Below are 26958 nucleotides of genomic sequence, written 5' to 3' on the forward strand. Positions count from 1 at the left end.
GGCGATGCGGGAGCGCGATGCAGGGCCGCGGGGCGTCTCATTTCCGGTGTTGGATATGTCAGCACCAGGCGCGGTGAGCGTGACGGCTTGGCGGTCGATGAGCGGCTATGCAGCCGAGAATCTGCACCCCGTCTTGCGGATGGATCAGCACCGGCGGTGACGGGTCCTGATGGGCGGCGCGGGTTCGTGGACGCTTGCCTGTGCGTCCGACGGGTCGTGTCAAAAGAATCCGTGCGGGGTTTTCTCGAAAAGCGCCTGCACATCACGCACGGAGCTTTTCGCGAATGCGGCGCGCGCTGGAACGCGACTCGGCGGCATCGATCGAAAGCTGCGGCAAGGGTATTCAAACGCCAATCGGCGCCGCGGTCCTGCGGGCGCCGATTGGCGGTCTCGCCTGAGGGCCGGTCTCAGAGGCCGGCGTAGTCGAAGCCGAGCAGCTCCACAGTGACGTTCTCGGTGCCGAGCACCGTGATCAGCGCGGCCATGCGCGACTTGGAGCCGACGCCGACAATGGTGTCGAGCTTCTCATTCTCTTCGCGGGAGGTCTTGGAGAGGCCCTTGCGACCTTCCAGGACGAAAACGTGAGAATAGCTGCCGTCCTTGTCTTCCTTCTGGCGATCGAGCAGGCGCGGCTCCACGGAGGTCAGGACCTCGAAGAGGTTCGCACCTTCAGCGGCCTCGACGGTCTTGCCGAGGGGGAGAACCTTAATGGACACGGTGGACATCAACTACTCCTGTCATTTCCAAATATTATTGGGGTGCGCGTTTTTTGGAGCCTAGTAGATGGCGGACCCCGCCCCTACGTTGATGGAGGCATCCTTCATCGTTGCGACGATGAACTCGATTTCGTCTTCGGTCAGGTGGGTGTGGAACGGCAGCGCGACAGCGCGGTCCGCCACCTTCTCGGTGACGAGATAGTCGCCGCGGCGATAGCCGAGGTCGAAATAGTGCCGCTGCAGGTGCAGTGGATTGGCATAGGCGGTGGATTCAACCTTCTCCACCTTCAAGTCGTCAACGATGGCATCCCGGCTCGACTTGGAAAAGCGCGTGCCCAGATGCACCACATACAGGAACCAGTGCACCTCGGTGACATCAGGACCGATGTAGGGATCCTTGATGCCCTCGAACGACTGGACATATTTGTAATAGAGGTGCTCGACATACCGCCGCCGCTCCAGAATTTCTTCCAGGCGGTTGAGCTGGGCGAGGCCGAGCGCGGCGGTGACGTCGCTCATGGGCGCCTGATAGGGCGCGGTCATGCTCACCACCACCGAGGAGCGCTCATCTAGCCGGTGCGAGCGGTAGCGGCGCAGGGCCACCGCCACGTCGATGTCGTTCGTCACCACCATGCCGCCTTCGCCGCAGGTCAGGGGCGAGGGCTGGGAAAAGTCGAATACCGCGGTATCGCCGAAGGTGCCGACCAGCGCGTCCTTGTAGCGCGAGCCGATGGCCTCGGTGGAATCCTCGATGAGAATGAGATTGTGCGCGGTGGCGAGCGCCCGCAGGCCGTCCCAGGCCGCGGGATGGCCATTGGTGTTGCCGGCGACGATGGCCTTGGTTTTCTCGGTGATGCGCAGGGCGGCCTTGTCGGGCACCAGCGTTCCGGCCCAATAGTCGATGTCGGCAAATACCGGCCGCGCGCCCACCAGGCTGATGGCGTGGGCGGTCTCGCGGAACGAATAGGGGGAGGCGATCACCTCGTCGCCCGGCCCGATGCCATAGGCGTGCAGGGTGATGAGCAGCCCCATGGTGCCGCTCGGCACCGCCACCGCATATTTGCGCCCGAGATAGGCCGCGAAGGCCTCCTCGAACGCGTCCACGGTCGGGCCAGCGGACAGGCGCGGCGCCTGCAGGGCAAGGCTCACGGCCTCAAGCTCGGCAACCGTGATGTCGGGGTCGGAGAGCGGAATCGATGTCGCTTCGGCCGCACCTTCGTCGGTGTCGTCCGTCAGGTCTGCGACAAGATCATCGTCCATCATCGCACAGCGCTCCCGTTTTCAGTTCTTCTTGGCCAGGATGACGCCCGTAGCCCGGGCGGGATCGCTCGTGATCTGGACGCAGTGGTCGGCGGTGTCGATGAGGTGGATGTCGAAGGCCGCAAAGCTCAGGAATGGCGGTTCGCAGACATCGGAGGCGTCACACTGGGTCCACGACAGCTTCGGCAGGCGCTGGCGCAGCTCCGCGAAGACCGGCCCGGCAAGATCCTCTGCCGTCAGCACCTTTTGGATTTCCGACAAGTCGGTGTCGCTCACTGCCATGGTCCTCAACTCCGCTTTGGCTGCGCAAGGCCGCCGGGTGGCCGATGAGGCGTGCGCGAAGGGGGCGCGGACCTCACTGCCAGAACTTGCGCTCGCTATCGTCGTTCAAAAGCTGAAGCAGTTCGACCAGCCGCGGGTGCGTGCTGTCGAGCTCCCAGCTCTTTGCCTCATGGTTCTTGCGAAAAAGATGCCAAGTGCCGGCCTCGGCATCGAAACGCAGCAGGGCGATATCCACGACGCCGCCATCCGGGTCCACATTGCGCGAGCAGCAGGCGCTCTCGATGCGGTATCCGTCGGGTGCGCCGAGAACGCGCGGTTCCACATAGCGGTAGCGCTTGCGGGCCTTGAGCGTCCGCTCGATCCTCTTGCGATCGAGATCATTGGGATGAGGGGGCAGTCTCATCGGCCTTACTCTCCCGTCGGAGCGTGCCGGCGGCGATCGGCCGCTTACACCGGCTCGATCTCCTCCTCCAGGCAGCCAATAACCAGACGTTCGTTGAACTCCACCAGATAGATGGGGGTGTTGGTTTCGGTGTGGCTGCCGACCTGAACGATTTCGCCGATGGTGCCGAGATCCACCAGCAGCGCATCCGGCAGGGCTTCCGGGTAGGAGCCGTCGTTGCGCAACTCGATGAGGGTCTTCACCTTCATGCCCCACTCGTATTTGGGCAGGCGCTGGTCGAACATCATGCGCTGGGTACTCCGGGGAGGGGAATATCTTCTTCATCCCGCGGCTTGGCGGGTTCGAGTTCCTTGCGCTTCATGCCGACGCGATTGCCGCTCTCGGTGAACTCCACGCCATAGATATAGAATTGCTGCAGGAAGGTGCCGATGGAGACCACATATCCGATCTCGCCCTTGCGGGCGAGAACTTCGCCGATCTCTTTTCCGGCATAGGTGCCGTCGTTGCGGATGACCCGCTTCGCCTTCACCTTTTCTCCAAAGGAGAAGTAAGGCGGCTCGGAAATCTCCACAACGTCGCTGTCGCGAACAATATTACTCATCGTGGCATCTCCTTCAAAAGGGGCTGCCCGCCAGCGCGGCCGCGGGCCACCTCTCGAACGAACTCGTCGGCGTCCTCCAGCAGCGGCGCGATATGGTCGAGGCCGATGCGGTTCGCCACCTCGTGACGCACCCGCCAGTCCGGATCGCGGATCAGGCCGGACAAAAGATCCGGTGGCAGGCGCTGGGCCACCTCCAGGCGCACGGTGGCGACCGGATCGGTCATCATGTTGGGCAGCCACTCGGGCGGCAGGCGCTGGGCCACCACCTTGCGCACCTCGGCCTCTTCATCGGTGATGAGGCGGGACAGCAAGGGCGGCGCCACCCGGCGGGCGACCACGAGGCGCACGTAATAATCCGGGTCGCCCAGCATGGGGATCAGTTCGGCATCGTCGAGCAAGGACACCATGCGGATGCGCACCTCGCGATGGGGGTCGGTGCGCAGCCGGAGAATGAGCCGCTTGGGCAGCCGCCGGGCCGCGTTCCAGCGCACGGTTTCTTCCGGGTCGTCGAGCAGCGACGTCAACACGAACACGTCCGCATGCTTGGCGGCGATGGCGCGCACCTCGAAATGCTCGTGGTGCACATAGCCGTTGGCGAGGTTGGGATTCCAGTTGAAGAAGCGGTCGATGCGCCGGGCATAGCGATCGTTGACGCAGGCATGTTTCAGCCGGCACTTTCCGGTCGCCAGCATGTCCACATGGGCGCAGCTCGCGCAGTCGATGTCGTCACCGAGCCAGTTCTTCGCCTCGTCGATGTCGTCAGTCATCGTCCTGCTCCGCTCGGGCGGTTTCCGCCCGTTCCAACACGTCGATCAGCAGCTTGGCCCCGATCTTGTCGGTGGGGTCGAGCTGCAGCAGCTTGTTCGCCGCGGCGCGGCCCTCTTCCAGTTCTCCCAGGCGCATGTTGAGGTATGCGTAGCCTTTCAGGGTGAACATGAAGAAGCGGGGCATCAGCCGGTCGTAGCGGGAAAATTCCGCGTCGTTCGGCTGCACGTCCCGCCAATCCGCCGGCAGGTTGGTCTCGCGCTGCGCCTTGGCGAGGCACTCGCGGGCCACCACGAGGCATTCCTTGAGCCGCCCCTTGTAGAAATAGAACCGATACAGGCCGATCAGCACCGCCGCATGGCCGGGCGCGATGTCCTGCGCCGCGCGGAGATGACGTTCCGCCACCTCCGACTGTTGGTAGGACAGCCCAGCCTGCTCCAGATGCTCCTGCGCATCGGCGGGCAGGCCGCCACCCATGACCGCGCTGGCGAGCAGCGCCTCGGGAGTGAGGGCGTCCGGATCGTCGTCCAAAGCGGCCGCCTTCATCCCCATCCTCGTGTTTGCCGTCCGCGCCAGCGCTCAATGCGCGTGCGAGGAGCAGGTGCCGGTGGCCTTGGGATCGTGGAACACCAGGCCCGTCTTGGCGGCGGTATCGGTGAAGTCCACCGTCACGCCGTCGAGCAGCAGGCGGCTCTCCGCCGGCAGGAAGAACTTGAGGCCTTCCTGTTCCACGATCGCGTCGCCCGGAGAGGGTTCGGGCAGAACCGCGATTTCGGCGCTGAGGCCGGAGCAGCCACCGGGAGACACCGCCATGCGGAAGCCCGCGCCGGGCCCTCCGTCGCTCAGGATCATGAGGCGAATGAAGCGCTTGGCGGCCGGCGTCAGAGAGAAGTTCATCGTCGCAGATCCTATGCGGGCGGCTGATAACGGGGATAGGAGGTGTCGATGATGCAGGTGTCGTCCACGGGGCACACGGCCGCGCACTGCGGCACGTCGTAGTGGCCGAGGCACTCGGTGCACTTCTTGGGATCGATCACGAACGTGCCGTTCTTTTCATAGATGGCGACGTTGGGGCATTCGGGCTCGCAGGCGGAGCAGCTTGTGCATTGGGAGGCGACGATCTTCAGCGCCATGGCTTGGTCCTCTGTTGGCTTTGCGCTGCATGCGGGAACCGGGGCATCGGGCTGCGATGGCCCCGGTCCGTTTTCAGCTCCGGGCTCAGGCGGCGCTGATGAGGGCGCCTTGGCGGATCTCGGCGTCACCACGCTGGGTGTGCTCGATCTCGCCGCTCTTCACCTTGGCCAGGTAGTCCTTGAACCAGGTGATGGCCGACTTCTCGATGAACTCGTGGGCGAAGCCATCCACCGGCTCGATGCCGGCCTTGATGAGGTCCGCCTTCGGGCAACCGCCGATCTTGGCCACGAACACCGCATGGCAGTCGTTGATGGCGCGGATGATGGTCTCCAGCGAGTCCTCCTCGCCATAGCCGCCTTGGCAGTAGAGGTCCACGCGACGGTGGCCGACGAACTTGGCCCCGGCGGTGGAGAGCTCCCACACCTGGAACTCCTTGGCGTGGCCAAAGTGCTCGTTGATGAGGCCCGAGCCCTTGGTGGCGACCGCCACCAGCAGCTTGATGTCGCTCTGCTCGCCGGCGAGGGAGGCAAGCTCCTCCTGCTTGGCGGCCACCTTGGCGACGCGCTCTTCTTCCACCAGCGCCTGATAGGCCTTGCGGCTCTCCAGGTCGTAATTGACGTCCATGGCCATGATCTTGTCGGTGGTGAATTCCGCCGAGCGGTCCTCACCGAGCAGCCCGACCGCGTCGGCGCGGCACTGGCGGCAGTGCCGCATCATGTTCATCTCGCCTTCGCAGCTGTCCTGGAGCGCCTTGAGCTCCTGGGCGGTCGGGCCGCGCTGGCCGTTGAGGCCGAACACGGTGCCGTGCTCGGGCGAAGAGATGAGGGGCATGATGTTGTGCAGGAAGGCGCCGCGCGACTTCACGGCCCGGTTCACTTCAACCAGGTGGTTGTCGTTGATGCCGGGGATCATCACCGAGTTGACCTTGCACAGGATGCCACGCTCGGTGAGCATCTCCAGGCCCTGGAGCTGACGGTCGGTGAGCAGCTTGGCGGCTTCATAGCCGGTGTAGCGCTTGTGCTTCCAGAACACCCAGGGATAGATCTTCGCGCCGACCTCGGGGTCCACCATGTTGATGGTGATGGTCACGTGGTCGACGTTGAAGCCGGCGATGGTGTCCACATGGTCGGGCAGGGCGAGGCCATTGGTGGACAGGCACAGCTTGATGTCCGGCGCGGTCCGGTTGATCAGCTCGAAGGTCTTGAAGGTCTTTTCCGGGTTGGCGAGCGGGTCGCCGGGGCCGGCGATGCCGAGCACGGTCATCTGCGGAATGGTGGAGGCCACCGCCAGCACCTTCTTCGCCGCCTGCTCGGGGGTCAGCTTTTCGGAAACGACGCCGGGACGGCTCTCGTTGGCGCAATCATACTTGCGATTGCAGTAATTGCACTGGATGTTGCACGCCGGTGCCACGGCGACGTGCATGCGGGCGTAATGGTGGTGGGCTTCCTCGGAATAACAGGGGTGGTTCTTCACCTTTTCCCAGATCTCGGTGGGCAGGTCGCCCTGGCCGGCGGACGAGCCGCAGCTCGCCTTGCCGGAACCGCCCGAGGTGCCGCAACCCTGGTGCTCGGCCTTCGCCTGCAAAATACCCGCGAGTGCGTCAGACGTGCCGACGGCATCGCCCTCATGCTGTGTTGTCGCGTCCATGGTTCTGCTCCTTGCTCTCAGCAGGATCCCAAAAACTTATCCTGGGATCTCCTGGAGCAACTGGCGTGCCAGCTTGCGGAGCGAAGAATCTGGAATATTTATCAATATGTTAGTGGGGTGTGTCGGTGTCGCGTTCCAAACATGTCCACACCGCGCGCATGACATGTTGGAAAAGTTACACGCGAACCGTGGGCAAACCAGCCCCATTGAAATGCAGCATCTACTCCGCGTCGAGCCGTCGGGCCATTCCGGAAAACTACGGAGACGCGGGCGGCGGCGACGGTCGCGGAAAACGAAAACGGGGCCCGCCACAAGGGCGGGCCCCGTTTTCAGACCATTCATGTCAGGCCTTGGCGTTCTCGACGATGATCTCGATGGCGCGCGGCAGGGGAATGGCGATCGGGGTGATCGCCTGTTCCAGAAGGAACTTGAGCTCGTTCTTGGTGAGCTCGTCGGGGTTCACCAGCGCGAAATGCGGCGTGCGCGAGCGCTTGGAGATCTGCCGCGCATAGTTGCGCAGCATCTGGTCGTGGAAGCGGCAGCCGAGGAACAGGAAGGCCCGTTCCGTGCGGCGGTGCTTGATGATGTCGGGGATCGGCGTCTGGATGTCGATCTCGGTGAGAACCTCCACATAGTCCGCATCGGAAATGAGGTAGTTCTTGGCCGGAGCCACGCTGCCGTGAGGCGTGTAGAGGACGGTGGTCCAGCCTTCGGCGGCGTCGCGCTTGGTTTCTCCGCCGGCGGCGTCATAGAAGCGATACCAGCGATCCTCGCCGATGCCGGCGCGGCTGATGCCCTGCACCTCGCCCCAGTCCGAGCGCTCGGCGAGCGCGCGGCGCATGGTCCCGTCATACCAGGCGTCCACGATCACCGGCAGCGGCAGCGACGCCAGCAGGCGATGAAGCGCCGTGGGTTCCACCACCGGCGTGAAGGCTTCCGTCATCAAGGCGATCACGGCGCCCCGCAGCTTGGTGCCTTCGATGTGCTGCGCGGCGGACCAGGGATTGCCCTTGGCCCGCTTCGGCAGCGCCACCTTGGTGGCGAAGAAGGCCGCGAGCGCATCCGGCGTCATGGGGACGGCCGGGTTGACCCCCGCGCTGATGGCGGGGCCGAGATAGGGGACGATGTTGCCCGAAGGCAGCGCGCGCGCCACGTCGGCGAGAACCGCTTCCGCATCGGCGAGCTTGAGGACATCCCCGGGGGGAACGGGCAGGTTCATGGCATTTACTCGTCTTCGCCGCGTTTGCGGGCGTTCACGGTGATGGGCAGGGTCGTGTCCGCAGCCATCTCGGGCAGCTCCAGCACCCAGCCATTGGCGATCTTGATCCAGCCACCCCACAGGGTTTCGTGCTCGTACTCCACGATCGGCTCCTCGAGGTCCTTCTTCGGGACATAGATCGACAGACCCATCTCCGGGGAACGGCGAATCATGATTTTCATACGTTGGGCTCCTGGATCGAGTTCAACTCGCCGCTGCGACCACGGCCGGGGCTCAAGGGGCCCGCCTGCCGGTCATTTCGGAAACCTGCGAGGGCACCTGACGCGGCACCGCGCATGTCAAAACTGTCGGGATCACGCATGGGGCGCCGCCGGTTCGCCCTGCCGGTTCTTCCACGCCGGGGACATGTCCCGCAGCTTGGTGACGATGTCGGGCAGCACCTCCAGCACCCGGTCCACGTCCGCCCCGGTGTTCTCCCGCGAGAGGGAGAAGCGGATGGCGCCGTGAAGCGCGGTCGCCGGCAGGTCCATGGCGCGCAGCACATGGGACGGCTCGGTGGAACCGGAGGTGCAGGCCGAGCCGGTGGAGGTGGCGACGCCGGCCCGGTTCAGGTGCATGAGTACCGCCTCGCCATCGAGATATTCAAAGGCGATGTTGGCGGTATTGGGCAGGCGGTTGGTCTCGTCCCCATTGCGCATGGTGTGGGGAACCTGCTGCAGCACGCCTTGTTCCAGGCGGTCGCGCAGGGCCTTGACCCGGCTGCCCTCGTCTTCCAGGTGCTGAAGGGCCAGGGTGGCCGCGGCGCCGAGGCCGACGATGGCGGGCACGTTCTCGGTGCCGCCGCGCCGGCCGCGTTCCTGGTGGCCACCGCGGATGAGCGGCTTGAACTTCACGCCCTTCTTGACATAGAGCGCGCCGATGCCCTTGGGGCCATGCAGCTTGTGTCCGGAGAGCGACAACATGTCGATCTCCATGGACTTCAGGTCCAGGGGCACCTTGCCCACTGCCTGCACGGCGTCGGTATGGAACAGGGCACCGGCCGCATGGGCCATGCGCGCCAGCTCGTTCACGGGAAACAGGGTGCCGGTCTCGTTGTTGGCCCACATCACCGAGGCGATGGCCGTGCGCGGACCGAGCGCCGCCGCATAGGCGTCCACGTCGAGCCGGCCCTGCCGGTCGACGCCGATCTGGTGCACCTTGATGCCGCGCGTCTTTTCCAGATGCGCCACCACGGCGAGGATGGCCTGGTGCTCCACCTTGGTGGTGATGATCTCGTCGCGCCCGGCGTCGAGGTCGGCCTGCGTCTCCAGGGCGGAGACGAGGGCGGCATTGTCGGATTCCGTGCCGCCCGAGGTGAAGATGATTTCATGGTCGAAGGCGGCGCCCAGCAGCGCTTGGAGCTGCTTGCGGGCCGCCTTGACCGCTTCGCCCACCTTTTCACCGAAGACGTGGGTGGAGGAGGCGTTGCCGAAATGCTCCGAAAAGAACGGCAGCATGGCTTCAACCACGGCCGGGTCGGTCCGGGTCGTCGCATTGTTGTCGAGATAGACGGGCGACACGGCAACTCCCCTCATGATCCGGCGGTGGATGGCCCGGCGCTCACTGCGCCGGGGTCGGAGCCTTCAGGTTGATGAGCGGCTTGTTGAGGCTGCCGGCCACCGGGATCAGGCGCACCAGCTCGCCGAGCCGTTCGACGATCTTGGACTGGATGCCCTCGATGGTCTCGCTGGCCAGCTTGCAGAAGACGCAGGCGCCGGTCATCTTCACCATGACCTTGTTGCCTTCGATCTCAACCAGCTCGCAATCGCCGCCGTCGCGCTTGAGGTTGGGTCGCACCTCCTCGATGACGGCGCGGATGATCGCCTCGCGCTCCGCCTGCCGGTCAGACGCGGGCTTGCGCTCTTCAGTCTTGAGCTCGTCGGTCTCGGCCAACATCGCACTGTCCTTTTCGTAAGGGGATCGGTCGTTCAGGCTCTGATGGGCCTCCCGGGAGACCCGGGCGGCGGACCCGGCGTCACGCCGGGCCGGACGGATCGGTCTCAGCCGAAGGATTTGCCGCAGGAACAGCTCGAGGTGGCATTGGGGTTTTCGAAGGTGAATCCAGAACCCTCGATGGCCACCACGAAATCGATGGTCGTGCCGGCCAGCAGGTCGTGGCTGTTCATGTCCACGAACACCTTCACGCCGTCCCGTTCGATCACCGTGTCGTCGGGCTCGCCGTCATTGACGAGACCCATCATGTACTTGTATCCGGCGCAACCACCCGCCTCGACCATGATACGCAGACCGCCCATGGGTTCTGGGGCGGTGCCGATGGCCTCGCGGACGGCATTCAGGGCGCTGTCGGTCAAATTGATCATCTGCTCGACCTTCGGTGCAGGGTACGCTTTGATGAAGTTCAAGCAAGCAGCGTGCCATTATCCAATGAACTGATTTATATCAATTTTTTGCGGCCGGGCTGTTGTCTTTCCGACGCGTGTTGGGTTTCGGACAGCTCCCGCCGCGGCATTTCGTCGGCGCTGCCGGGCGCGATGTCGCAGCCGCGCGGGGCCTCCGCGGCACCTCGAAAGCCATGGGAACACAAAGGCTTTGGCCGCGTTCGGCGGGGCCCTGGCGCGCGCTGGCCCCGGAGGCGGCGGGCGGCGATGCCCTTTTGCCTTTGCGACATTCGCTTTCGGCAAAACATTTGCATGAAGAGAGCGCTTGCGCCCGCGCAGGCCGTGCGCCGCGCCACCTGTGCCAAGAAGCGTCGTGCGTGACAACTCGGAGACCAGATATGACCGCGATCGACGATACCCCACTCGGCCGGCTGGACAAGGAGGGCCGTCTGCTCAACGCCGTGCTGAAGCAGCAGACGAAGCCGGGCCGGTTCGGCTTCCGCGGGGACATCGCCTTGAAGTTCCAGCCCCAGCTCGCCGACGAGAAGCGCCCGCCGGAATACACCATGGAGCAGGTGCTGACGTTCGGCGAGGAAGGCAAGAGCACCCTTCCGGTGCTGGCGGGCTACCTGCAGAACTTCGCCTTCCTGAAGGATGTTGCAGATGTTCTCGGTGACGCGCTCTCGCCCGATGGAAAGTACATCATCTTCGCCAACAACATCGACTTCCTGAAGAAATATCGGGTCAGCTACGGCGACAAGAAGTTCTACGTGCTGCCGTGCGATGAATCCACGGTGTGGAAGGAGATGACGGACCTCCTCAGCATCGACAAGAACGACATCAAGAAGCTCGACACCGGCGGCAAGACCGATGTGGTGCTGGAAGCCGCGCTCGCCTGGCACGAAGAGTTCGAGCCCATCACCTACGAGGAGGGCGTTGCCGCGATGGAGCCGGTGAAGAACCGTAACGAGAACCGTCCGGTCTGACGGGCGCGGGATATCGCCGTCTCCGATGCAGGTGTCGCGGGGGTGCGTCGCATCCCCGCCTTTTTGCGCGGTTGGCCCGCAGATCTGTCTCGATCCGGATGAGCGGTGCTCATCCGGATCCGGCCCTCAGGCCGTAGGGTTCAGACGCCGCCGCCCTCGTCCGAGCAGGAGGTGATTTCCTCCTCGTCATCGTCCACTTCCTCCGCGAGGGGGATGCCCACCACGCAGATGTCGTTGTCGAGGACCGCGAGCGGCACCGGGGTCAGCCCGTCGCCCTTGCACGGTCCGTCGAGGCAGGTGCCGGTGCCGATCTCGAACAGGGCGCCGTGCTTGCCGCACATGAGGCGGATGCCGTTGGGGTCCATGAACTGGTTGCGCTCCCAGTCCAAATTGACCTGCTGATGGGGGCAGATGTTTTCATAGCCGAACACCTGCTTGCCCCAGCGTACCACGACGATGTTGAACGGCTTCTCTTGGCCGTTCTCGTCGAGGCGTACCAGTTGGAACCCTCGCGCCCGCTGGCTCGGGATGTCGCTCATGCTGCAGATGGCGTAGGCGATCGGCTCGCCGGGGGCTTCTTTCTGTGCGACTTCGGTTTCCATTGCGTCCTCGTTCACGGCTCCAGTTCGGTGCGGCGGGCGGCCTCGGCCAATCGGCTCAAGAGGCCATTTCCGGCCGCGCCGCCAGTTCGGCCTTCGCCAGCAGGCGACGGTTGGCGGCAAGGGAGAAGTCGCGCCACGCGGCGGCGATATCCCTTAAGATTGTCTGCATGTAGTCCTTCGACAAGTGGTGCTCGTCCGGGAAGTTGGACAGCGCGCAGGAGGTGCGGTTGAAGGCCACCACGTCGTCGATCAGGGTCTGGATGAAATCGCGGAACGGCTGCTGCACCTCCGGCATCAGCGCCGAGCGGCCCTTCTCGACCGCCACGTCGCGCATGTCGAGGGGCAGGGCATCGAGCATGTCGAGGGCGCGATCATAGGTGTCCTCCACGGCGCCGAGGATGGCCCGTTGGGCGAGCTGGTCGCGCTGCTGGCTGGACAAGGCCCGGTTGAGGCGGGCGCGATAGGCGTCGAAGGCGGCATCGCTTTGTCCCGCCACCCAGGCGGAAAAGCGCGCGAGGCTCGTGGCATTGATGGAGCCGCCGATGGTCGGCAGGCCGTCATCGTCGGCTTCGGCGGCGTGCAGCCGGGCCAGGGCGCGGTCGATGCGGCGGGCCGCCTCCAGGGCGCCTTCCAGATAGCCCGCGCCCTGGGTCGCGGTCTCGGAGCCGCCGAGGTGCAGGCGCCCGTCCCACAGGGGCCGGCGCAGCAGGGGATTGGAGAAGGCCACATGCTCGCCGGCCGGCTCCGCCTTGTCGCGGGCGCTGCAGGTGAAGGGCTCGCGCGCCCAATCCTGGAAATGCAGCTCGCCGTCGCCGTCGAGGGCAGTGCCGAACACCTGCATCATCTGGCTCTTCATGAGCAAGGGCAGGCCGACCGCGAAGCTCTCCCTGAGCTCGGGCGGGAAGGAGAGGAAGCCGCCCAGGGCGGCCTTGGTGCCGGTGGCGTCGCAGGCGTCGAAGATCTCGCCGGTCACCGCCTGCTCGTGGGTCACGAAGGCATTGCCCGATTGCCCCGCCTCGCGCCAGTAGGGTTGCTTGTAGGCGATGACGACCTTGGCCTGGGCGGCCATCCAGGTCGGGGCGGCGCCCATGGCGTCGCGGGTGGCGGCGTCGAGAGCGGGCTCGAAGCGCACCGTTTCCGCCACGAGGCGCGGCGGCAAGGCGATCACCACATGCTTCGCCTTAACCTCCACCAGCACGTCGTTGACGCGGAAGGTGAGGGTGACGTGGTCGCCGGCGTCCGCCACCGCCACCAGCACATGGGAGAGGTGGATCTTTTCGTCGGGAACGCCATCGGCGAGGGTGGCCACCAGCCGCGTCACGCCGCCGGCGATGCGCCGGGCACCGCCGTGCACGCTCGGCGAGGCGAGCGGCTGAGCGCTCTTGTCGGCCTCGGCCAGGTGCAGCACCGTGCCCTCGTCGTGCTGGGCGAAGGTGGGCAGGCCGAGATCCGCCAGGAAGGCGGTGACGAGCGGCTGGGTGTCGGGCCAGAACCATGTGGGGCCGAGGTCGAGGGCCTCGCCGGTGGTGGCGGACACCGCGGTGAGAATGCGCCCGCCGAGGCGGGGGCGCGCCTCGTAGATGGCGAAATCACGGTCTTGCCGCTTCAGGTGCCGGGCCAGGGCGAGGCCGCAAAGTCCGCCGCCGATGATCGCTGTGTCGAGCATGGACTGTCCTTCGCATGACGTGCGTTTTTGGAAGCCTTGCAAGATTCGCGCTCATCTGTGGCCGATCGCGCCGCCGGTCCGCGCAAAGCCTTCGCCCGACAGGGTGGGGGGGCACCGTGGTTGATCGCAATGACCGATCGTGTCGGGTCACGACGCGGCGCGAGGGCGGCAAGCGGACACGGACAACGTCGTATTCTTACGGATTGCGGCGGCTTCCCGACATGGCACGCGCGAGGCTCCATCATCGACACGGTCTATCACCGGTGCCCTGAAGTCGTGCGCCCGCAATGGCTGGTGCCGGGTCCGCGATGGTTTCGATGCGCCGCCGCGGCGGCTGGCACGAAATTTGATGTTCTCAGGGCGAACCGTTTGCCTTTGGAGAGCTGAGATGAACGTTGCGTCTGAATTCGCCCAGAAGTCGCTGGACGAGATCAAGGAGCTGCTGGCGGGGGCCACCCTGACGGTCTATTCGGTGGCCCGTCCGACCTCGGCCGATCAGCCGGTGGACCGGAGCGGCAAGCTCGCCACCTTCACTTTCGCCACCCCGGCCTTCAACACGCCTTCGGAAGATGGTTCCGAGGTTCCGAGCTTCGTCGCCAACCCGGTGCCGGGGCTTGATGCCGGCACGCCCGGCTTTGCCCGCGCCGTCACCGCCGAGGGCACGGTGATCGCTGATTTCTCCGCCGGCCCTGGAGATCGCGAGATCAAGTTCGCGGAAGTGACGGTCTCCACCAACGCGCCGGTGAAGGTGGCGAAGTTCAAGTTCAATCCCGAAGGCGGCTGGCCGGAGCGTGAGGACTATTACGACAGCCATCCGCGTCCCGGCTTCGAGATGCCCAAGGTCCGCTGAATTCAAAAGGGCGCGCCGCTCCGGCTTGGGGGCGGCGCGACTGCGCAGTCGTGACATCCGCCGTGCGCGAAACGAGCCGCGCCGGCCCGCCGAGAAGGAGCCCGTGATCGCATGAGCACCACACTTCCCGGGGCCCTGGTCAGCACCGAATGGCTGACCGAGCATCTTTCGGACCCGGATCTCAAGATTCTCGACTGCACCTGGCATCACGAGAGCACAAACCTCGACGGCCGCACCCAGTATCGGGGCCGCCACTTGCCGGGCGCCGTCCATTTCGACATCGATCACGTCGCGGACAAGTCTACCGGACTGCCGCATATGCTGCCGTCGGCCGCCGACTTCGCCAAGAAAGTCGGCCTGCTGGGCATCGGTGACGGCGACCGGGTGGTGGTCTACGACCGCAATTGCGGCGGCTCGGCCGCGGCGCGCGTGTGGTGGATGTTCCATGTGTTCGGTTACGACAACGTGGCGATGCTCGACGGCGGCTACGGCAAGTGGGTCGCGGAGAAGCGCGCCACCGAGATGTCCCCGGTGCGGCCGGAGCCGAAGACCTTCACCGCCGCCTTCGCGCCCGAGCTGGTGCGCGGCATCGCGCAGATGCGCGCGAACCTGCTGTCGGGCGCCGAGCAGGTGCTCGACGCGCGCGGCCCCGCCAAATTCAACGGCAGCCAGGAAGATGTGTTTCCGGCGAGGAAGCTCGGGCACATTCCCAATGCCGTGAACCTGCCATGGGGCGATTTGATCGTGCCCGAGACCGGGGTTCTGGTGCCGCCGGAGGCCATTTCGGCGCGGTTTGCCGCGGCCGGCGTGGATCTGTCGAAGCCGATCGTGGTCACCTGCGCCTCGGGCACCATCTCGTGCGTGCTGGTGCTGGCGCTCGCGCTGATCGGCTGCAAGAATGTGGCGGTCTATGACGGCTCCTGGGCCGAATGGGGCCTTGCCGAAGATACTCCGGCGGTGGCCGCCTGAGGCGTGCCGCCGGAACCAAGCGATCCAAAGCCAGCGATGGGCGAGCCGGGAGCGCAAAGATGAGTGGCGAGCAGGATGTCGTCCTGGAGCAGATCTGCGAGGGGACGGAATATGCCCTTCAAGGCAGTGCCGATGGCGCGCATTATGTGCTCCGTTTCAAGGCGGAGCAGATGACCGCGACCATCGCGGGAGAGGATGCGGAACGTTTTCGTTCGGATTACGATGCCGTGAAGGCACAATTTCCGGACTGGACCTGTGACCAGCTGCTGGCGCAGCTTTGGGATCAGGGGGGCTATAGCTGGCTGGCCATTCAAGACGGGTGATCACGATGGCAACTACATTGATCAAGACCACGGCGGATGGACGCAAGCTCGAGGTTGTTGGCCTCGCCATCATGCTCGACGGAACGCTCGAAGCGTTCGACCTCATGGAGGTGAAGCTTCACCCCAACCGCCGCAAGATCTGGGAGGTCTCGCCGGACGCCGTGTATATGGCGGGGCGGGTGACCCTGACCCAGGAGGAGGCGGACAAGGTGAGCGAAGCCTTCAATGCGGCCGAGGCCGAAATTCTGGCAAGTCCGGCGGCCATCAACGAGCGGTTCCGCATCGCCATGATGTGGCGCGCACGCTCTGAAGGCATCGAATAAGCCAGCGGCGCCGGGATGCGCGTCAGGTTCGACGGAAAAGGGGCGATGGCGCGGCCATCGCCCCTTTCGGCGTTGGGTCGTGACGGTCGTTCCCCGCTCCCAGCCGCCGGTCGCAGTCTTCGGCCCCCCGATCTGCGCGGGCGCGCGAATGGGGTGGCGTCGGTGGAGCCGCGCAGCGGGGGGGGGGAGCGGTTGGCACGGCTCACATTGCACCTCTTGGCCTTTTACGCCATCGGCCGCAGTCGTCGCGCAGCGGCAGCGCAGACTCAAGCTAAGGCCATTCCTTTGGGCAAGATGAGAGACAGAATACCATCGGCCCCGGTTAAAGACCGGGGCCGATGGTATTCGTGCCCGGTCGTCGTCCGGTACCGGCGGGATTGACCGAAGGCCCACGGGCCTTCGGTAGAAGGCATCGGAGGCAGGTCCGTCAGCCGAACTTGAACAGCACGCCGTAGCCGCCGCGCGGATAGTTCCATTCGATGTCGCCCGAGGGCTCGCCGATGATGCGGCAGGTGCCACATTCCACGCAGCCGTCGGCGGTGATCTCCACCTGACCCTTGTCGTTCAGCTCATAGCAGCGCGCCGGGCAGGCGGTCAGCAGCGACTTGAGGGCCGGGGTCGGCTCGGTGTGGGCCCGAACCTTGATGTGGGCGCGGCCGGCGTCCACCAGATAGCGGTTCTGGAAGAGTTTATCCTCGACGCGAACCGCGGGTTCCGTGCTTGCCATATCCATCTCCCTTGATTGTCCGCGCCGGTGCTCTCTTCCCGACGCGGACGGGTGTACCGATCAGCGCTGTTTCAACGCCACGCCCGTGCGAGCTTGAAGGCATCGCCGAACAGGCCCGCCCAAGAGCGCGCCGAAGTGAACGACTTCATGGTGAGCTTCTGCTTCTCCTTCTTCGGCGTGCCATCGACGCGCACGAAGTTCTGCATCGCCTTGTTGACGAGCTGCGGATAGGTGAGGAAGAAGTTCTGAGACTGGACATGCAGAAGCTGCGGCATATCCTTGTATTTCTTGAGATCCTTCATCACGAAGGAGTCTTCCAGCATCTTCTTGTACAGCGAAAGGTTCGCCGCGGTCATGGGGTCCTTGCGGGACTTGACCTGGAAGATAGCCTCGGCGGCGATGCGGCCGGAGGTCATGGCGAGGTTCGAGCCCTCGCGGTGGATGGCATTGTTGAGCTGGGCCGCGTCACCCACCACCACCCAGCCGTCGCCGAACAGCTGCGGGATCGCCTTGTAGCCCCCTTCGGGGATGAGGTGGGCGGCGTATTCCTTCACCTCGGAGCCCTCGATGAGGGGCGCCACGGAGGGGTGCTTCTTGAACTTTTCCAGCAAGGTGTAGGGGCTTTCGCCGCCCTTTTGGAAGTCCGACACCAGGCAGCCGATGCCCAGCGAGATGCACTCGCGGTTGGTGTAGATGAAGCCCATGCCGGTCATCCCCTTGGAGATGGTGCCGGCGGCCTCGATAACCGCGCCTTCGTCGCCCTTGATGTTGAAGCGCTCCTCGATGACTTCCTGCGGCAGGAAGTGCATTTCCTTCACGGCGAGCGCCACATCGGTGGGCTTGGGGATCTTGCGCAGGCCGGCGCGGGTGCCCAGCAGGCCGCTGACACCCTCGGCGAGCACCACCACGTCGGCATGGATCTGGCCGCCGCCGCGATCGGTCTTCACGCCGATCACCTTGCCATAGGCGTCTTGCACCAGCTCGGTGACCGTGGTCTCGCACACCACCAGGGCGCCGGCCTCGCGGACCTTGGACGAGAACCACTTGTCGAACTGGGCGCGGATGATGGTGTAGCGGTTCGGCTTTTCTTCGTTGAAGTCTTCCGAACGATAGTGCAGGCCCACATGGGAGGTGTCGCCCATCATCCAGAAGCGCTGCTCGATGAGGTGACGCTCAAGGGGCGCGTCCTCACGGAAGTCGGGGATGATCTTCTCGAGCATGTCGGCGTACAGGATGGCGCCCTGCACGTTCTTGGAGCCCGAATACTCGCCCCGCTCCAGTTGCAGCACCTTCAGGCCGCGCTTGGCGAGAGTGTACGCGGCGGCATTGCCGGCCATACCGGCGCCAACCACGATCGCGTCGAATTTTTCGTCGATCATTGGAGTATCCTCAGCTGGCCAGCTTGTCGCGGGAGTGCGCGGACAGGCGCTTGCGGAAGGCTTCGGTCAACGCCGGCAGGAAGCGGATGGCGTCGGTGACGATGCCCACATGGGCGAAATCGAAGATGGGTGCATTCTTGTCGGTGTTGATGGCGACGATCAGGTCCGCGCCCTCCACACCCACACGATGCTGGATCGCGCCCGAAATGCCGGCGGCGATATAGAGCCGCGGGCGAATGGTCTTGCCGGTCTGGCCGATCTGGCGATCGGACGTCACCCAGCCCTTCTGCACCAGCGGACGCGAGCAGCCGTATTCGGCGCCGATGGCCTGGGCGAGCTGGCGCACCAGCTGGAAGTTCTCCGGCGAGCCGAGGCCCATGCCGCCGGCCACGACCACGTCCGCATAGGCGAGGTTCGACTTCGAGGACTCGCGGTCGGGGATGAAATTCAGCACCTTGGTGACGATGTCCGCCTCGGCAAGGCCCAGGGGCAGCTCGATCACCTTGCCGAGCGGCTTTTCCACTCGGTCAGGCATGGGCATCACGCGCGGGCGCACGGTGGCCATTTGCGGGCGATAGTTGAGGGTGTAGATGGTGCAGAGCAGCGAGCCACCGAAGGTGGGCCGGGTGGCGGCCAGCGAGCCGTCGGCATCCACGTCAAGCTCGGTGGAATCGGCGGTGAGGCCGGTGAGCAGGGTGGTGGCGACGGCGCCGGCGAGGTCGCGGCCCAGGGTGGTAGCGCCCAGAAGCAGGATTTCCGGCTTGTAGGTGTTGACGAGGTTCGTCATCGCCGCCGTGTAGGCCTCGTTACGGTAATCTGCGAGGGCCGGGTCGGCGCAGACATAAGCGAGGTCAGCGCCATAGCAGAAGGACTCGGCGACCGCGTTGCGCACCGTCTCGCCTTCCGCGCCCACCACCACTGCGGCGAGCTCGACGCCGAGTTTGTCGGCAAGAATGCGGCCCGCGCCCATCAGCTCCCACGACACGGGATGCACCTGACCGCGTTCCTGCTCCACGAACACCCAGACGTGCTTGTACGCCTTGAAGTGTTCCGGCAGCTCCTTCTTGGTGGATGCGCGTCCGCCGGCGGCGGCGGGGGCGGGGGTCTTTTTCGGCTCACTCATGGGTGTCGCTTTCTTCTTGATGCCTCTTGTGGTCGCGAACCTTCAGAACCCGCGAGCGAGTTCGGTGAGGTCGGCCTCGAGAGCGGGCTGGCGGGTGAAGATCTCCGCGATCAGCGCATCGGGCAGCGAGCCGCCTTCGGGGATCTCGATGAACTTGGCCTTTTCGGCGCGCGGGCTCGGCGCGAACACGCGCTTCACGATGGTGGGCGAGCCCTTGAGGCCGCACTTGCTGAGATCCTCGACGCCGGCCTCCTTGGCGTTCCACTTGATGATTTCTGCCCGGGCGCCGCGCAGGGCGTCGGCCATGGTGCCGCGACGGATCTCGTTGGTGCCTTCCAGCATGGCCACGAGGCAGGGCAGCTTGCTCTTGAGAACCTGGGTGCCACCTTCCGCGCGGCGCTCGATGGTCACGCTGCCCTCGGCGGCGTCATATTCGGTGACCTTGGCCGCATAGGTGATCTGCATCAGGCCGAGGCGCTTGGCGATGCCGGGGCCGACCTGGGCGGTGTCGCCATCGATGGTCTGCTTGCCGGTGAAGACAAGGTCGGGGGCGCCCCAGGTGTCGCTGATCTTCTTGATGGCGGTGGCGAGGGCGAACGAGGTGGCCAGCGTGTCGGAGCCGGCGAAGAAGCGGTCGGTGAGCAGCACCGCGCGGTTCGCGCCGAAGGTGAGCGCCTTGCGCAGGCTGTCCTCGGCCGAGGGCGGGCCCATGGTGAGCACGGTGACTTCGCCACCGAACTTGTCGCGCAGGCGCATGGCTTCTTCGAGGGCGAACAGGTCGTACGGATTGATGATGGTCGGCACGCCCTGCCGCATGATCGTATTCGTGACGGGATGGACGCGGATCTGCGCCGAATCCGGGACTTGTTTGATGCAGACGACGATATGCATGAGATTGCTCCGAGCCCTTCACCTTGGCTCCGGACCATGACTAGCAAGCACCGTACCAACGTCGCGAGGGTGACGATTCTGGAAATAAAACAATGAGCTGATAGGCGCGTCGTATGGCGCTGCAGCATGAGCGCTTCCCGTGGGTGGGGTCGCATGTCGGGAACGCGACAGATTCGCAGAAGTCCTGTCGCATCAAGGGGCGCGGCCGACAAAGGGCTCAGCGGCGGGTACGGGACGGCCGCCGATGGCCATGGGGCGCATGCCGGCCGAAGCCGGTTGGAGCGTCGTTGTGGGGAAATCGATGGACCTGCATCGGGCGCGGTACGGGCTGGGTTTCAGTCCCGCGATGCTGAGATGTCACGAAGACTTCACGACAGCCTGTGGCGTTCAGCCGGCATCGCCGGTGCGCGGCTTCCCGTTTTCGCGATCGGCGACGGCCGGCGACCCGAGGACAGGGAGGCGAGGATCTGTGTGGTGTCTTGAAAAAGGGTCCCCCGCCGTGCGGCGGGGGACCAAGCATGAATGGGGGGTGTTACGAAAAGTCGAAATAAGGGGGAAAAGAACTTCGAATGCTCCGGCCAACCGAAAAAGTCGGAATGGAAAAATCAGGGGCCGGTGGAAAAGGCGCACCAGGCGGATTTCAAATACGCTCCGCCTGGTGCGTTCTGGGCGTCAGCCTCAGGCGGTGAGCTCTGAGGCGGTCTTGCCGACCTGGCTCTCGTCCACGGCCTTCAGGATGCCGTGCTCCATGAGCATGTCTTCGAGCTCGTCCATGGTGATCGGGGTCGGGATGATGCCGTTGCCCTTGTTCGCATGCACCTTGGTGGCGAGGTTGCGGTAGTGCTGGGCCTGCTCGCTCTCGGGCGCATACTCGATCACGGTCATGCGGCGCAGCTCGGCATGCTGCACGATGTTGTCGCGCGGCACGAAGTAGATCAGCTCGGTGCCGAGCTTCTTGGCGAGGTTCTCCGCCAGCTCCAGCTCCTTGTCGGTCTGGCGCTCGTTGCACACCAGGCCGCCCAGGCGCACGCCGCCGGAATTGGCATACTTCAGAATGCCCTTGGAGATGTTGTTGGCCGCATACATGGCCATCATCTCGCCGGACATGACGATGTAGATTTCCTGCGCCTTGTTCTCGCGGATGGGCATGGCGAAGCCGCCGCACACCACGTCGCCGAGCACGTCGTAGGACACATAGTCAATGTCCTCATACGCGCCGTTTTCCTCCAGGAAGTTGATGGAGGTGATCACGCCGCGGCCGGCGCAGCCCACGCCCGGCTCCGGACCGCCCGACTCCACGCAACGGATGTCGCGGTAGCCGACCTTCATCACGTCCTCGAGCTCGAGGTCTTCCACCGAGCCGGCGTTGGCGGCCAGCGACAGGATGGTGTCCTGCGCCTTGGCGTGCAGGATCAGACGGGTCGAGTCGGCCTTCGGGTCGCAACCCACGATGAGGATCCTGTGACCCATCTGCGCAAGCGCAGCCAGGGTGTTCTGGGAGGTGGTCGACTTGCCGATACCACCCTTGCCGTAAAACGCGATCTGTCGCAGCGACATCTTGCTCTCCTTCGAACCTATTTGCAGAAGACCAGCGCGCGCGTGGCGCGAGGCCGTTTCTCTCGTCATCGATATTTCGTCGGAAACGCCCCGCGGGTTACGGGAAGGAGCGCATCGCTGGCAGGTCGCCTAGGCGTGCACTCAGCCCTCACTCGCCGTTGCGCCATGAGAGGAGCAACCAGCGTGCCAATTGCCCCGAGGGCTCAAAAAGCCTTGATGTACATCAAATTCGCCTCGGGAATGACGGATCGGCAACGCTGTGTCGAACCCGACAGCGACATGAGACGCTGTCGCAATCAAAACAACGTCGCGTCTGTCACGGGCGGTGCCGATTGCGCGGGGCGCCAGTCCGTGCCGCATGCCGCCGCGCGAGTCGCCGCTCTCTTCGTGCGCGGAATGAATATTGCTTGATGCGAACAGGCGGCTGGCCCGCGTGGCCGGGCGCTGTCAGCGGCGTTGAGGATTTGAGCGAGGAGCGACATGCAGATCGGCGTTGAAACTTCCAAGGCTGTCGACCAGCGGCGCGTCTTCGTCGTGGACGAGGACGAGATCATCCGGGCGGCGCTGCAGTTCATGCTGCATGACGAGATCGAGACCCACGAACTCGCCACCCCGGAAGAAGCCTATGAGAAGGGAACCGGCTGGCTGCTGCCCCATGTGGTGCTGCTGGGCGTGTCCTACATCAAGAGCCGGGGCAACGAGATCATCGCCGAGATGAAGGAGAAGTTCCCGAACGTGCGCATCCTCATCGTCTGCGACAAGGCGGACGAGGCGGTCGCGGTCGGCGCCATGAAGGCCGGCGCCGCCGGCGCGGTGGTGAAGCCGCTCACGCTCGAGGGTGTACGCAAGAAAGTGGACACGGTGCTGGGCCGCGGCGGCGCCGCGCCCTTGGTCCAGCTTTCCATCCTGAAATAAGGCGAACAACAGGGGTCACGCGTGGCGACAGTCGTCTTTTACGAGAAGCCCGGCTGCGGCACCAATGCCCGGCAGAAGCTGATGCTGGCCAATGCCGGCCACGCGCTGGAGGTGAAAAGCCTGCTGGCCGAGCCGTGGACCGTCGCGCGGCTGAAGTCGTTCTTCGGCCAGACGCCGGTCGCGAGCTGGTTCAACCCGGCCGCCCCGGCGGTGAAGTCCGGCGCCGTCGATCCGGCGGCCATGGAGGCCGAGGCCGCCCTCGCGCTGATGGTGGAACAGCCGATCCTGATCCGCCGCCCGCTGGTGGAGGTGGAGGGCGCGCGCTGCGCCGGCTTCGATCGCGAGCCGGTGCTCTCGCTGCTCGGCGCGGGCGTGGTGCCGCCGGAAGGCTGCTCGCGGCCCGCCGATGGCGCCTCCTGTCCCGATCCGACGGCCGCCACGCCGTCCGTGCAGCCGTGAACGTCGCGGCGGCCCCGGCCGCGACTCCGGCGGAGGTGGCGATCGCCTATCATGAGCGCACCAAGCACAGCCTGAAGCGCTATGCGGCGGGTCCCGAAACCCTGGACTGGGACGGGCAGCCCGACCCGTTCCGGCAGTTCGCGGGCGCCGCGCGCACCGAGCTGCCCTTGCTGGCGGACCAGCTCGACACCGTTTACGCGGACCTGTTCGTGCCGGGGGCGGTGGCGCCGGCCCCGCTCTCGCTGGCCGCCGTATCGACGCTCTTGGAATTGTCGGTGGGGCTCACCGCGTGGAAGGAGCTGGGGCCGGACCGGTGGGCGGTGCGCGCCAATCCGTCCAGCGGCAATCTGCATCCCACCGAAACCTATGTGATCGCGCAGAATGTGCCGGCGCTGCCAAGCGGCCTCCATCATTATGCGTGCCGCGATCATGTCCTGGAGCTGCGCTGCCCGAGCGCGGAGGCGGAGAGCGCCGCCGCCGGCCGGCTGTGGATCGGCCTCAGCTCCATTCATTGGCGCGAGGCGTGGAAATACGGCGAGCGCGCCTTCCGCTATTGCCAGCTCGACACCGGCCACGCCGTTGCGGCCTTCCGCTACGCGGCGGCGGCGTTGGGCTGGCGGGCGCAGCTCGTGCGCGGCCTGGACAGTGCCGCCCTCGCGGCGCTGCTGGGGCTCGACCGGGCGGAGGATTTTCCCGGCGCCGAGCGCGAGGAGCCGGAACTGCTGATCGCCATCGACGCGGACCCCGGCGCGGCGTTCGTGGCCGATGCGCTGCCGGCGCTGGACCGCGCGCACTGGACCGGCACCGCCAATGTGCTGGACCGCCATCCCATGTACCGTTGGCCAGTGATCGATGAGGTGGCCCGCGCCACCCGAGTGACGCAAGCCACGGCCGCGCCGCCGCCGCAGGCGGGGCCGGATTATCCGCCGCGCCTGCCGCCGGCCACCGCGCGGGCGGCGGGCGTCATCCTCGGCCGGCGCAGCGCGCAGCGGTTCGAGGCCAAGTACCACATGCCGCGCGAGACTTTCTGGTCCCTGCTCGACGCGCTCTTGCCGCGCGCGGTGGCGCCGTTTGACGTGTGGGAGCGGCCGGCGGCGCTGCACCCCATCGTGTTCGTGCACAAGGTGGAAGGGCTGGAGAGCGGTCTTTATGCGCTGCCCCGGCTACCGGCGGCGGGCGACGTCCTGCGGTCCCTGCTGCGGGATGATTTCGAATGGACCAGGCCCGAGGGCTGCCCCGCGCATCTGCCGCTCTACCGCCTCGTCCGCAATGACGCGCGGGGCGTCATTCGCACCTTGAGCTGTCACCAGGCCATCGCCGGCGACAGCTGCTTTTCGCTCGGCATGCTCGCCACCTTCGATGAGGCGATGGCGGGCGGGGCGGAGCATTACCGGTACTTGTTCTGGGAAGCGGGAATGATCGGGCAGGCGTTGTATCTGGAGGCGGAGGCGGCGGGCCTGCGCGGCACCGGCATCGGCTGCTATTTTGACGACGATTTCCATCACCTGCTCGGCCTCCAGGGGCGGCAGTTCCAATCCATGTATCACTTTACCGTCGGGCGACCCATGACGGATGCCCGCATCGTCTCATCCCCGGCCTATCCGGGCAGAAAGGCTTGAGGAGGCTGCCATGGCCGAACGCGTTCCGTTCCGCTGCATCGGCGTCAAGGAAGCCGACGCGCTGCTGAAGGATCCCCGCACTGTCACCCTCGACGTGCGCGATGCCGGCGCCTATGGCGCCAGCCATGTGGAAGGCGCCCGCAACATCACGTTTTCGGGCCTTTCCGAGCTGATCGTCGGTACCCCCAAGGCGGCGCCGGTGCTGATTTATTGCTACCATGGCCACGCCAGCCGCGAATTTGCGCAGACCTTGTCCGATTTCGGCTTCAAGGACGTGTACAGCCTCGATGGCGGCTATGAAGCCTGGCAGAGCTGGGAGCACGCCAATGCCCCCACCGGCACGCCCGACGCGACCCTCGCCGGCTGGCTCACCGGGCTCGGCTTTCCGGCCGAGGGCATCAATGCCACGGTGGACAACGGCATGACGCCGCTGATGAAGGCGGCACGGGAGGGGCTCGGCGAGATCGTGGACCGGCTGATCGCCCTCGGCGCGGCGCTCGACCAGCGCAATGCGGACGGCAACACCGCCCTCTGGCTCGCCTGCGTCGGCGATCACCTCGATATCATCACCGCTCTGGCGAAGGCGGGGATCGACATCGACAACTGCAACGACAACGGCGCCACCTCGCTCATGTATGCCTCGTCCGCCGGCAAGGCGGACGTGGTGGCGCGGCTGCTGGAGCTTGGCGCCGATCCCCTGCCGGAAACCCTCGACGGCTTTTCCGCCCTCGATCTTGCCGCCACCGAGGCCTGCCTTTTGCTGCTGCGGAAGGCCGCCAAAGCCGCCAAGGCGGGGCTCGCTCCGGCCTGATCCGCCGCCACGCGCGCAGCGCGCCTTTGTCCCGTCGACCGCCGGCGCCGGCGCCCCCATAGTCCGCCCAGCTGTATGCGCCGGCGCAGAGCTGCGCGTCGCCCGGCGCCGGGCGGTCGCGGCTCGGCGCGCGGCTGTTTTCCGGGAGCGCGAAATGATGAAGTGGTGGACCGAGGCCCTGCTCGACGAGCTGCTGGGCGAGGATACGCCCCATGGCGATCTCACCACGGAGGCCATCGGCATCTCCGGCGCGCCGGCGCGGCTCCACATGTCCATGCGGGCGGAGGCCACCTTATGCGGCGTCGAGGTGGCCGAAGCCCTGTTCCACAAGGTGGGGGTCGAGGCCGAGCGGCTGGAGTCTTCCGGCGCGCGGGTGCCGGCGGGTGGCGCCATTCTCACCGCGTGCGGTGCGGCGGGTGGCGTGTTCGCGGCCTGGAAGGTGGCGCAGACGCTGGTGGAATATCTCTCGGGCATCGCCACCCTGACCGCGGACATCATCGCCGCCGCGCGGGCGGTGTCGCCTGAGGTGGCGGTGGTGACCACGCGCAAGACCCTGCCCGGCGCCAAGGCGCAGATGATCGCCGCGATTCGCGCCGGCGGCGCCTTCCCCCACCGGTTGGGTTTGTCGGAAACCCTGCTGGTGTTTCCCGAACACCGCGCTTTCCTGGATGATACGGTGGCCCGTGTCGCCGCCTTGCGCCGGGCGATGCCGGAAAAGAAAGTGGTGGTGGAGGTCAAGACCCTGGACGAGGTGATCGCGGTGTTGCCCGCGCGACCCGACGTGTTCCAGTGCGAGAAGATGACGCCGGACGCCATCCGCGCCGTGGTGGAGCATGTGGAGGGCGCGGGTTCGCCGGCGCTGGTGGCGGCGGCCGGAGGGGTCAATCTGCAGAATGCGGCGGCCTATGCGGCGGCCGGAGCACGGATTTTGGTGACGTCCGCCCCCTATTGGGCGAAGCCCGCCGATGTGAAGGTGGCCATCGGTCCGGCGTGAGGAGCGTCCCGACCGGCGGGAGCCCCGCCGGTCGACCCACCAGGGAACTTCGGTCGGGCCTATTTGCCCACCAGGATGCTGGACGACGTGATGAGCGCGGTGACCGCGTCTCCCACCTTCAGCTCCAAGTCTTTTACCGATTGCTCGGTGATGTGCGCGAACAGCACATTGCCGCCGCCGATGTCGATGCTGACCGTGCCCGAGATCGGTCCTTCGTGGATCTCGACGATCTTGCCCTTCAACTGATTGCGCGCGCTGATCTTCATGTTCGGTCTCCCGAGCGGAGGCCGGGAAGGGTGCCGACGGACCATGATATCGCATGGGGCATAGAAAACCGGACCCGCGCAAACCCCTGTCGT

34 protein-coding genes are annotated in these 26958 nt (G+C 65.7%); 10 read left to right on the forward strand and 24 right to left on the reverse strand.

Features of this window, described 5'->3' with window-relative positions; genetic code table 11:
* Positions 1-407 precede the first annotated feature (407 nt).
* The 16 genes from HUW53_RS03915 to HUW53_RS03990 form a co-directional block, all read right to left on the reverse strand.
* Positions 408-725, reverse strand: a complete 318-nt coding sequence (locus HUW53_RS03915) for a ferredoxin (protein ID WP_237344440.1) — start codon at positions 723-725, stop codon at positions 408-410.
* A 51-nt stretch (positions 726-776) separates the two neighbouring features.
* Entirely contained in the window at positions 777-1979 is a 1203-nt protein-coding gene (locus tag HUW53_RS03920; RefSeq protein ID WP_370877802.1) for a DegT/DnrJ/EryC1/StrS family aminotransferase, read from the reverse strand.
* Between the two features lie 18 nt (positions 1980-1997).
* A complete protein-coding gene (locus HUW53_RS03925; RefSeq protein WP_237344441.1) occupies positions 1998-2258 on the reverse strand; it encodes a DUF6129 family protein in 261 nt (86 codons plus the stop codon).
* A gap of 73 nt (positions 2259-2331) precedes the next feature.
* Positions 2332-2661, reverse strand: a complete 330-nt coding sequence (locus tag HUW53_RS03930) for a DUF3024 domain-containing protein (RefSeq protein ID WP_237344442.1) — start codon at positions 2659-2661, stop codon at positions 2332-2334.
* A gap of 44 nt (positions 2662-2705) precedes the next feature.
* Complete coding sequence (locus HUW53_RS03935; RefSeq protein WP_237344574.1) at positions 2706-2945, reverse strand: nitrogen fixation protein NifZ; 240 nt, start codon at positions 2943-2945, stop codon at positions 2706-2708.
* Positions 2945-3262 (reverse strand): nitrogen fixation protein NifZ, encoded by a 318-nt coding sequence (locus tag HUW53_RS03940; RefSeq protein WP_237344443.1) that lies wholly within the window; start codon positions 3260-3262, stop codon positions 2945-2947. Before HUW53_RS03940 ends, HUW53_RS03935 begins: the two co-directional genes overlap by 1 nt.
* Positions 3259-4029: a 4Fe4S-binding leucine-rich repeat protein gene (locus HUW53_RS03945; protein ID WP_237344444.1), complete on the reverse strand. Its 771-nt coding sequence runs from the start codon at positions 4027-4029 to the stop codon at positions 3259-3261. The genes HUW53_RS03940 and HUW53_RS03945 overlap by 4 nt, the downstream gene beginning before the upstream one ends.
* Complete coding sequence (locus tag HUW53_RS03950; protein ID WP_237344445.1) at positions 4022-4573, reverse strand: hypothetical protein; 552 nt, start codon at positions 4571-4573, stop codon at positions 4022-4024. Before HUW53_RS03950 ends, HUW53_RS03945 begins: the two co-directional genes overlap by 8 nt.
* Positions 4574-4606: 33 nt before the next feature.
* Complete coding sequence (locus tag HUW53_RS03955) at positions 4607-4924, reverse strand: HesB/IscA family protein (protein WP_237344446.1); 318 nt, start codon at positions 4922-4924, stop codon at positions 4607-4609.
* Between the two features lie 11 nt (positions 4925-4935).
* Entirely contained in the window at positions 4936-5160 is a 225-nt protein-coding gene (locus HUW53_RS03960) for a 4Fe-4S binding protein (RefSeq protein ID WP_237344447.1), read from the reverse strand.
* Between the two features lie 85 nt (positions 5161-5245).
* Positions 5246-6808: a nitrogenase cofactor biosynthesis protein NifB gene (gene nifB, locus HUW53_RS03965; protein ID WP_237344448.1), complete on the reverse strand. Its 1563-nt coding sequence runs from the start codon at positions 6806-6808 to the stop codon at positions 5246-5248.
* A gap of 343 nt (positions 6809-7151) precedes the next feature.
* Complete coding sequence (locus tag HUW53_RS03970) at positions 7152-8027, reverse strand: SIR2 family NAD-dependent protein deacylase (RefSeq protein WP_237344449.1); 876 nt, start codon at positions 8025-8027, stop codon at positions 7152-7154.
* A gap of 5 nt (positions 8028-8032) precedes the next feature.
* Positions 8033-8248 carry a putative nitrogen fixation protein NifT gene (gene nifT, locus HUW53_RS03975; protein WP_237344450.1) on the reverse strand — a complete coding sequence of 72 codons (216 nt, stop codon included), beginning with the start codon at positions 8246-8248 and terminating at the stop codon, positions 8033-8035.
* A gap of 132 nt (positions 8249-8380) precedes the next feature.
* Positions 8381-9586: a cysteine desulfurase NifS gene (nifS, locus tag HUW53_RS03980; RefSeq protein WP_237344451.1), complete on the reverse strand. Its 1206-nt coding sequence runs from the start codon at positions 9584-9586 to the stop codon at positions 8381-8383.
* Between the two features lie 40 nt (positions 9587-9626).
* Positions 9627-9962, reverse strand: coding sequence for a NifU family protein (locus HUW53_RS03985; RefSeq protein WP_237344452.1), 336 nt, complete (start codon positions 9960-9962; stop codon positions 9627-9629).
* A 104-nt stretch (positions 9963-10066) separates the two neighbouring features.
* Positions 10067-10387 carry a HesB/IscA family protein gene (locus tag HUW53_RS03990; RefSeq protein ID WP_237344453.1) on the reverse strand — a complete coding sequence of 107 codons (321 nt, stop codon included), beginning with the start codon at positions 10385-10387 and terminating at the stop codon, positions 10067-10069.
* 416 nt (positions 10388-10803) lie between these two features.
* Here HUW53_RS03990 and HUW53_RS03995 point away from each other — a divergent pair, with 416 nt between their 5' ends.
* Positions 10804-11391: a hypothetical protein gene (locus tag HUW53_RS03995; RefSeq protein ID WP_237344454.1), complete on the forward strand. Its 588-nt coding sequence runs from the start codon at positions 10804-10806 to the stop codon at positions 11389-11391.
* A gap of 140 nt (positions 11392-11531) precedes the next feature.
* Here HUW53_RS03995 and HUW53_RS04000 read toward each other — a convergent pair whose 3' ends face one another.
* Together HUW53_RS04000 and HUW53_RS04005 are read right to left on the reverse strand one after the other, a co-directional pair.
* Positions 11532-11993 carry a Rieske (2Fe-2S) protein gene (locus HUW53_RS04000; protein ID WP_237344455.1) on the reverse strand — a complete coding sequence of 154 codons (462 nt, stop codon included), beginning with the start codon at positions 11991-11993 and terminating at the stop codon, positions 11532-11534.
* 55 nt (positions 11994-12048) lie between these two features.
* Positions 12049-13659, reverse strand: a complete 1611-nt coding sequence (locus HUW53_RS04005; RefSeq protein ID WP_237344456.1) for a flavin monoamine oxidase family protein — start codon at positions 13657-13659, stop codon at positions 12049-12051.
* Positions 13660-14047: 388 nt separating this feature from the next.
* On the opposite strand from HUW53_RS04005, the gene HUW53_RS04010 reads away from it, so the two are divergent.
* The 4 genes from HUW53_RS04010 (at position 14048) to HUW53_RS04025 (ending at position 16124) form a co-directional block, all read left to right on the forward strand.
* The gene (locus HUW53_RS04010) at positions 14048-14509 is read left to right on the forward strand and encodes a hypothetical protein (RefSeq protein WP_237344457.1); all 462 of its coding nucleotides are present in this window, start codon (positions 14048-14050) and stop codon (positions 14507-14509) included.
* A gap of 111 nt (positions 14510-14620) precedes the next feature.
* Entirely contained in the window at positions 14621-15478 is an 858-nt protein-coding gene (locus HUW53_RS04015; RefSeq protein ID WP_237344458.1) for a sulfurtransferase, read from the forward strand.
* Between the two features lie 59 nt (positions 15479-15537).
* A complete protein-coding gene (locus HUW53_RS04020; RefSeq protein WP_237344459.1) occupies positions 15538-15801 on the forward strand; it encodes a hypothetical protein in 264 nt (87 codons plus the stop codon).
* 5 nt (positions 15802-15806) lie between these two features.
* Entirely contained in the window at positions 15807-16124 is a 318-nt protein-coding gene (locus tag HUW53_RS04025) for a hypothetical protein (protein WP_237344460.1), read from the forward strand.
* A gap of 427 nt (positions 16125-16551) precedes the next feature.
* Here HUW53_RS04025 and HUW53_RS04030 read toward each other — a convergent pair whose 3' ends face one another.
* The 5 genes from HUW53_RS04030 to nifH form a co-directional block, all read right to left on the reverse strand.
* Complete coding sequence (locus HUW53_RS04030) at positions 16552-16851, reverse strand: ferredoxin family protein (protein WP_237344461.1); 300 nt, start codon at positions 16849-16851, stop codon at positions 16552-16554.
* A gap of 71 nt (positions 16852-16922) precedes the next feature.
* On the reverse strand, positions 16923-18230 hold the full coding sequence (locus tag HUW53_RS04035; RefSeq protein WP_237344462.1) for an FAD-dependent oxidoreductase: 1308 nt from the start codon (positions 18228-18230) through the stop codon (positions 16923-16925).
* A 10-nt stretch (positions 18231-18240) separates the two neighbouring features.
* The gene (locus tag HUW53_RS04040; protein ID WP_237344463.1) at positions 18241-19353 is read right to left on the reverse strand and encodes an electron transfer flavoprotein subunit alpha/FixB family protein; all 1113 of its coding nucleotides are present in this window, start codon (positions 19351-19353) and stop codon (positions 18241-18243) included.
* 42 nt (positions 19354-19395) lie between these two features.
* Positions 19396-20244: an electron transfer flavoprotein subunit beta/FixA family protein gene (locus HUW53_RS04045; RefSeq protein WP_237344464.1), complete on the reverse strand. Its 849-nt coding sequence runs from the start codon at positions 20242-20244 to the stop codon at positions 19396-19398.
* 678 nt (positions 20245-20922) lie between these two features.
* Entirely contained in the window at positions 20923-21801 is an 879-nt protein-coding gene (gene nifH, locus HUW53_RS04050; protein WP_237344465.1) for a nitrogenase iron protein, read from the reverse strand.
* A gap of 480 nt (positions 21802-22281) precedes the next feature.
* Here nifH and HUW53_RS04055 point away from each other — a divergent pair, with 480 nt between their 5' ends.
* From HUW53_RS04055 to modD, 5 genes are all read left to right on the forward strand, one after another.
* Positions 22282-22716: a response regulator gene (locus tag HUW53_RS04055; RefSeq protein ID WP_237344466.1), complete on the forward strand. Its 435-nt coding sequence runs from the start codon at positions 22282-22284 to the stop codon at positions 22714-22716.
* Between the two features lie 21 nt (positions 22717-22737).
* Positions 22738-23175, forward strand: coding sequence for an ArsC/Spx/MgsR family protein (locus HUW53_RS04060; RefSeq protein WP_237344467.1), 438 nt, complete (start codon positions 22738-22740; stop codon positions 23173-23175).
* Positions 23172-24794 carry a SagB/ThcOx family dehydrogenase gene (locus tag HUW53_RS04065; protein WP_237344468.1) on the forward strand — a complete coding sequence of 541 codons (1623 nt, stop codon included), beginning with the start codon at positions 23172-23174 and terminating at the stop codon, positions 24792-24794. The genes HUW53_RS04060 and HUW53_RS04065 overlap by 4 nt, the downstream gene beginning before the upstream one ends.
* Positions 24795-24804: 10 nt before the next feature.
* Positions 24805-25605, forward strand: coding sequence for an ankyrin repeat domain-containing protein (locus HUW53_RS04070; protein WP_237344469.1), 801 nt, complete (start codon positions 24805-24807; stop codon positions 25603-25605).
* Between the two features lie 154 nt (positions 25606-25759).
* Complete coding sequence (gene modD, locus HUW53_RS04075; RefSeq protein WP_370877803.1) at positions 25760-26599, forward strand: ModD protein; 840 nt, start codon at positions 25760-25762, stop codon at positions 26597-26599.
* Between the two features lie 59 nt (positions 26600-26658).
* On the opposite strand, the gene HUW53_RS04080 is transcribed toward modD, so the two are convergent.
* Positions 26659-26865, reverse strand: coding sequence for a TOBE domain-containing protein (locus HUW53_RS04080; protein WP_237344470.1), 207 nt, complete (start codon positions 26863-26865; stop codon positions 26659-26661).
* Between the last annotated feature and the right edge of the window lie 93 nt (positions 26866-26958).

This window comes from Xanthobacter agilis, assembly GCF_021730435.1.
Taxonomy (GTDB): domain Bacteria; phylum Pseudomonadota; class Alphaproteobacteria; order Rhizobiales; family Xanthobacteraceae; genus Xanthobacter; species Xanthobacter agilis.